Below are 6,574 nucleotides of genomic sequence, written 5' to 3' on the forward strand. Positions count from 1 at the left end.
GATGTATGAATTTATAAATGAATTAGAAAAATCTGATAATCGAAAGGATAAATTTAAAATAATAGAGCAAATAGAAAAGTATCAAATTTATTGTTTGGAGCATTATTATCCAAAAAAGTTTTTTTCGGATTTTGTTTTGGATGAGAAAGAATTAAATTTTAGGAATTTAGTTTTTAAGTTTAAAAATGGAAACAAACAAGCACAAAAAAAGATTATAAAAAAATTGGTACCCTCTATTAAAAAATTGAATATTATAAATGAAGATTTTATATTTTTAACAATACCAGCATCTAAAAAAGCCGAAACAGAAAGAAGATATAGATATTTTTCTAGGAAATTTTCTAAATTACTGAACATAGAAGATGGATATGGCATAATATCAAACAAAATAGAGAAAGAAGAAAAACATCTTTCAGGAAGAAAAGTAAATTTTTTAGATTACATAGAAATTGATGAAGAAAGAATTAAAAACAAAAATGTTATTCTCTTCGATGATATTATATCTTCTGGAAAAACCTTTTTAGAAATTGCGAATCGACTAAAACAATTAAAAGCTAAAAAAATAATAGGAATTTTTTTAGCTAAAACTGTTTCAAATAAAAGTAATGATAGTAATATATTTTTCGCAGGTTTCATTCCAAAAAAGTTACTAAATAATATAAAAAATAATGAACTAGCATTTAACATTGAAAAACATTATTACAAAAAACATAAGGATGATTCAAAGTTATCGATTGTTGCAAAGATATATAACAATATTATTCTTAGAGGAATTCCTACATTGCCTTCCATTTTTTTAGAAAGAGAAATTCTTTCTCTGGGTAGAAAGGAAATAGGAATATTATCTGCATGGCTTCATAAAGCGTTGATTGAAGCTATTGTTGATGGGATATTCTTTAACAAAGAAAAATGGAAAATTTTAATTATTGAACGAGATTATGAGTTTGCAAAAATCGCAATGATTGATTTTATAAACAATATTCGAAAAATAGCTCGGCTAAATGACTTAAATTTACCGAATATTACATTTGATGTAAAAAATCAAAGTATGTTAAATTGCAAAGTTGAGTATGATTCGTATGACTTGGTTATTAACATAGGTTATACAAATACTGAAAAAGCAAAAATTGATTCTAATAATTACATGTGTGTATCCCCAAACACTCTAGAATCAAAAGTGAAATATGATTTTCATAATTTTCTACCTATCAAATACAATTTAGAAGGGAAGGAAGAAATTTTAAAATATTTTTTGAAAAATATTTTTAGAAAAGAAGAATTTAGAGAAGGCCAAATTGAAATAATAAAAAATATTCTTTCGTTAAAATCAACTATAGGTCTTCTTCCAACAGGTTCTGGGAAATCTCTATGTTACCAGTTTAGTGCTTTATTTCAACCAGGAATGGTTGTTATTATCGACCCATTAAATTCTCTTATGATCGACCAGTGTAGTAATCTCAACAATTTAGAAATTAAATCTAATGCGTATATAAACAGTAACATAGATAGTATTGAAAAAACTGAGTTGTATAAAAAGATATTAGATTGTGAAATAAAATACTTATTTATTTCTCCAGAGAGATTACAGATGAAAAGTTTTAGAAAAATTTTAAGAGAGTTTTCAGAAAATTACTCTATTCCTTTTTTTATAATAGATGAAGCCCACTGTATTTCTGAATGGGGGCATGATTTTAGAACTTCTTATCTAAAACTTTACGATAATATAAGAAAAACAATAGAAAGTGAACCTATAATTCTAGCTTTAACAGGGACCGCCTCAAATATTGTTTTAATAGATATCCAAAAAGAGCTTAATATTCTTTCATTTGAATCTGTAATTTTTCCTAAATCTTATGAAAGAAATGAACTTGAGTTTAATATTTTTAGAGGAAAAGATAAAAGAAAAGTTTTAAAGTGGATATTAGAATATGATTTACCAAACAGATTTAAAGTTAGCCTAGACAAACTTTCAGGAATAATATTTTCAAGTAAAATAAATGGAAAAGATGGTATTATATACATAAATAAATATTTGAATGAAATTGGTATAAATTCAAAATTTTATTCTGGAAAACTTCCTAAAAAAATAAAAATTTCAAACTACGAAATGCAAAAGAAAATTATACAAAAGCAATTTAAAGAGAACAAATTTCCAATTCTAGTTGCAACCAAAGCCTTTGGAATGGGAATTGATAAAGATAATATAAGATATACAATACATTATAATTTACCTTCATCAATAGAATCATTTTATCAAGAGGCTGGAAGGGCTGGAAGAGACAAAAATAAAGCTATATGTTATTTAATATTTACGGAACATTCTCGCACATTAACTGATTATCTCTTAAATACAGATAATGATGTTTCGGTTATTAAAGAAATTTTTGAAACATCTCAAATAAAAGACGATGTATCAATTCAGTTGTATTTTCATTTGAAATCATTTCCAGGTAAGAAATATGAAATAAGTGAAATTATTCGTTTTTTTAATAAGTTAAGGAAAAATTCAAATAATTTCCAAAAAAATATTGTAAAGCTTCAAACAAATGATAAGTATGTTGAAAAGATTCTCTATAGGTTATCAATTTTAGGAATTATAGATGACTACACTATTCGATATGATAATAAAAATATAATATACGAGATAGGATTAAAGAATTTTACCAAAGAGATAGTGCTATTGAATTTATTAAAATTTATTTCTCGGTATAAATTTAAAAATTATGTAGAAGAAGCTTACAAATTATTAAAATATAAAGATATTGAAGATTATATAGTGTTTCTAATTGATTTTATATATGAAGAGATCGAAAAAAGAAAAAGAAAATCTTTGTATTATTTAATTAAAATGTCGAGAAGTTATTCAAATAGCTATGACATAAAAGATTTTATAAATAATTACTTTTCAAAACATTCATATAGTGATATGTTAGATGAATTAAACAAAGAAATTAAAGAGGACAAAATTTTAGAGTTTTTAGATATATTAAATCAGCTTGAAGATTATGAGATTAAAATTATATATAAAAGTCTTTGTAATTCAAGCAATAAAAACATTTCTATGAACCTTATTAGTGTTTTTTTGAAATTAATTTTGAATTTAGATATCAAAAAAATTATTCCAGAATGGGAATTTTTTTGCAAGAATTCTAATTGCTTTTCTAGTAATTTCAATAAAAAAATCTTTACATTTTTAGAACAATTTGATCATTTTGAGGAATTTTATAGAGTTTTTCTAAAGTATAATTATGACAAGAGTATAGTCAAAAAATATTATTACATAGACAAATCCTTATCGATTAAAATTACTTTAAATAGCTTATACAGAGAGCTAAAAAAATTAACTTTAGAATTGGAGGGATAATTTTGGAAGAAATGTTTGAAATTGAAGAAACGCTTAAAAAGATCAACTCTGAAGTAAAAAAATTAAAAACATACAATGATTCAATTGAAGTAATTGAAAAAAGTCTCAGAGAAATACTAAATAGTTATAAAAAAACACTTACCAAATTAGATGAATACATTAAAATAAACAACGATTTAGAAAATCAAATAAAACAGTTAAATTTAAAATTGGAAAAAATGAATGATAATTTTTTTAAAACTAAGAGATTTTTAAATGATAATATTTTCGAGTACTCAATTATAATAGTTTTTTTAATCTTTTTAATTTTTGAAATATTAAAATGAAATCTCTGCCCTTGGGGGCAGAGATTTTTAGCCAACATTTTCTTCTAATTGTTTTGCAGAAATAATAGCATTTCTAATATTATCCCAAACACCGAGTGAAGTAAATAATTGGTACCTGAGTAGAAGAAACAGGTTTGTCAATGCAAAAAAACTTCCAGGATCTTTTAAAGTTATCCCTTGCTTAATTACCAAAAAATAAAATATCATGGAAAACAAGTTTCTTGAAAAATTAGATAAGATATGATCAATAATATAAACTGATTTAGTTTTTTTCCAATAATAATTTGTCCTTTTTTTATAATTTTCAAATTCTGCCATTTGAGTATTAAATAATTTAATTTCTTGGATACCAGAAAATGTATCTGCAACATAAGATTTTATTTCTAAAAACTCATCATTTAATTGTTTCAAATTTTTATAATAAAATGAGTTTGAAATCGCAAGAGTAATCAAAATTAAAATTGAAAATATTATCATATATATTCCTGAAAGCTTATCAATATAATACATTGCAGAAATATATGTAAATATTTTTAGAACAAATACTATTCCGTCTGTGCTTTCATTGTTACTTACAAAATTGATCATATCTTTAACTGTTCTAAAAGAAATTTGTGAATAAAATGATGATGTTTTCTTTGAAAAATTTAAATAATCTTTAGACATAATTTTTTTATAACAATATGTACCATAAAAATTCAAATATCTTCCAATAAAATAATATGAAAAGCATTTTTGAAAAAGTAAAAAAATATGACTTACCAATACTGCAAGAAAAAATAAAATTGCATAGTAGACATAGTTTTCATTTTTTAAAGCTGCTTTATTTATTAAATCTCTACTCAAAATTGATGAATACGAAATAAATATAGTTGACAGTATACTTAAAAAACTTAATCCAAATAGTGAAAAAAGATATTTTTTTGGCATTTTAAATATCCATTTTGCAAATATCTTCACTTTTTTTCATCCCTTCTAAATTTTTCTGTCAATTCTTGTTCTGCTTTAAAAAACTTTTTTAAAAGACTTTTATCAGAATGTTCGCTGAATTTTCCTTTTTCCTTTATCTCTCCATTTTCCAAGACTGCAAATTCATCTGTAAGGGACAATATTGAAAATCGATGTGAAATCAATATTAGTGTCTTATCTTCTACAAAGTCCTTAATATTATTTATTACTTCTTTTTCTACAAGTTTGTCTACTCCTTCTAAAGGTTCATCAAGAATAACAAATTCAGGATTTCTTAAAATTAACCTTGCAAGGGAAATTCTTGCCCTTTCTCCACCAGATATGTTTCTAGCTTCTTCTCCAAGGATAGTATCTAAAGTTCTTGTTTTTAAAAAATCGCTTAAACCTGCAAATTCTAAGGCATTGTATAATTCTTTGTCTGTAGCATCATGCTTTGCTATCAACAGATTGTCCCTTATACTTCTGTTAAAAATATGGGTTCTTTGACTTAAAACTCCAACTATTTCATACCAATTTTCGATGCTATTTAATGGTTTTCCATTTACAAGTATGTTTCCTGAATCAGGATTAATATATCTTAAAATTAGCTTTATTAAAGTGGATTTTCCTTCACCACTTGAACCTACTATTGATATTTTTTCGCCATTTTTAATTTCAAAATTAAGATTATTAATTATTTTTCTTCCTTCATATGAAAAATTTACGTTAATGAATTCTAATTTTTTAAACATTTTTACACCTCTCTTAAATAATTATCGTAAGCATCTTTAGCTCTAGAAGCAGCCCAAGCAATATAATCGCTGTCATTAATATAAACTTCTGAATAACTTTTAACATTTTCAACGTATCTTAAGATCATAATTGCAACTCCTGGAGTCAAATTACCTTTAAAAACTTCAAAACTTATTAATATTATTGCTATTGGAATAAGAACTGCTGAAAATAGTTCATAAGATAATCCAAATTTTAATTCAGCTTTACCGAAGAGATCGTAAGTTTTTACCAAAGAATTATATCCCTCTTTTAACCATTTCAAACTAAAAAAAAGAGAGTTATAATTTCTGATTTCTTCATAACCTGAATAAAGATCAGAAAGTGTATTTGTAACATTATATTCTGATTCATTCATCTTTTCTGAAATCTTACTTTCTGCATCTACTTTTTTATTGGAAGAAAATAGCAAAAGAAAGAAATTAAAAATCATTAATACTCCTACTTTCCAGCTGTTTATAAATATCATTAGAGATGAAAAAAACACTAAGAATGGTAGGATAAAAACAAAAATAGCAAAACTTCCATAAAAAAATTCAAAAACATGTTCAAAACTAAAAATTCTATCCATTTCCTTTTTAGGATTTACTGCTAAATCTGATTTTTTCAAAACAGTAAATATTGCTTTTTCAAAAAGATATTTTGGACCATCAACAAGATAAAAGGTAATTCTAAAAAAAGAACTAATTTCAGAAAATATAAAATACAGAACATACAAAAGAATAAAAACTAAAAAGGAACGAGAGAGATTTAAGTTTAAAAAACTGTCTACGATCTTTCCAAGAAAAATTGGGAGTATAATAGACATGATTGAGGATAAAATATAACAAATATCAATAAATAATTTCTTAAACATTAGTTTTTTAGAAAGTACTTTGTGGTATGTGAAAAAATATTTATAAAACTGCTTCATATGAATCCTCCTATTTGTAAATAGTGTTAGTTATAAGAAAATATTTTTTCTAGATAATTTAATTGATAATCACTCCATTCACCCCCTCGTAATTTTGTGAAAAAAAATCAAGGTTTATTTTATCATGTTTAATAAATATGTCAAGTAAAATTAATATACTGCTCCCCTGAAGGATTGGACAGAGAAAAAAGAGAGAGTATAATTTTTCACGAGGGGGAGTGAAAAGTATGA

The 6,574-nt window shown here is 24.4% G+C and carries 5 protein-coding genes; 2 read left to right on the forward strand and 3 right to left on the reverse strand.

Features of this window, described 5'->3' with window-relative positions; genetic code table 11:
- Window position 1 precedes the first annotated feature (1 nt).
- Window positions 2-3,364 carry a RecQ family ATP-dependent DNA helicase gene (locus tag EO083_RS01930; protein WP_126992529.1) on the forward strand — a complete coding sequence of 1,121 codons (3,363 nt, stop codon included), beginning with the start codon at window positions 2-4 and terminating at the stop codon, window positions 3,362-3,364.
- Between the two features lie 2 nt (window positions 3,365-3,366).
- Complete coding sequence (locus EO083_RS01935; RefSeq protein ID WP_126992530.1) at window positions 3,367-3,690, forward strand: hypothetical protein; 324 nt, start codon at window positions 3,367-3,369, stop codon at window positions 3,688-3,690.
- A 27-nt stretch (window positions 3,691-3,717) separates the two neighbouring features.
- On the opposite strand, the gene EO083_RS01940 is transcribed toward EO083_RS01935, so the two are convergent.
- The 3 genes from EO083_RS01940 to EO083_RS01950 are packed head-to-tail and all read right to left on the reverse strand — an operon-like array spanning window position 3,718 to window position 6,343.
- Entirely contained in the window at window positions 3,718-4,650 is a 933-nt protein-coding gene (locus EO083_RS01940) for an ABC transporter transmembrane domain-containing protein (protein WP_126992531.1), read from the reverse strand.
- Window positions 4,647-5,390 (reverse strand): ATP-binding cassette domain-containing protein, encoded by a 744-nt coding sequence (locus tag EO083_RS01945; protein ID WP_126992532.1) that lies wholly within the window; start codon window positions 5,388-5,390, stop codon window positions 4,647-4,649. Before EO083_RS01945 ends, EO083_RS01940 begins: the two co-directional genes overlap by 4 nt.
- Before the next feature lie 2 nt (window positions 5,391-5,392).
- Complete coding sequence (locus EO083_RS01950) at window positions 5,393-6,343, reverse strand: ABC transporter ATP-binding protein (RefSeq protein WP_126992533.1); 951 nt, start codon at window positions 6,341-6,343, stop codon at window positions 5,393-5,395.
- Between the last annotated feature and the right edge of the window lie 231 nt (window positions 6,344-6,574).

It is taken from the genome of Thermosipho globiformans, from assembly GCF_003990895.1.
GTDB lineage: Bacteria > Thermotogota > Thermotogae > Thermotogales > Fervidobacteriaceae > Thermosipho > Thermosipho japonicus.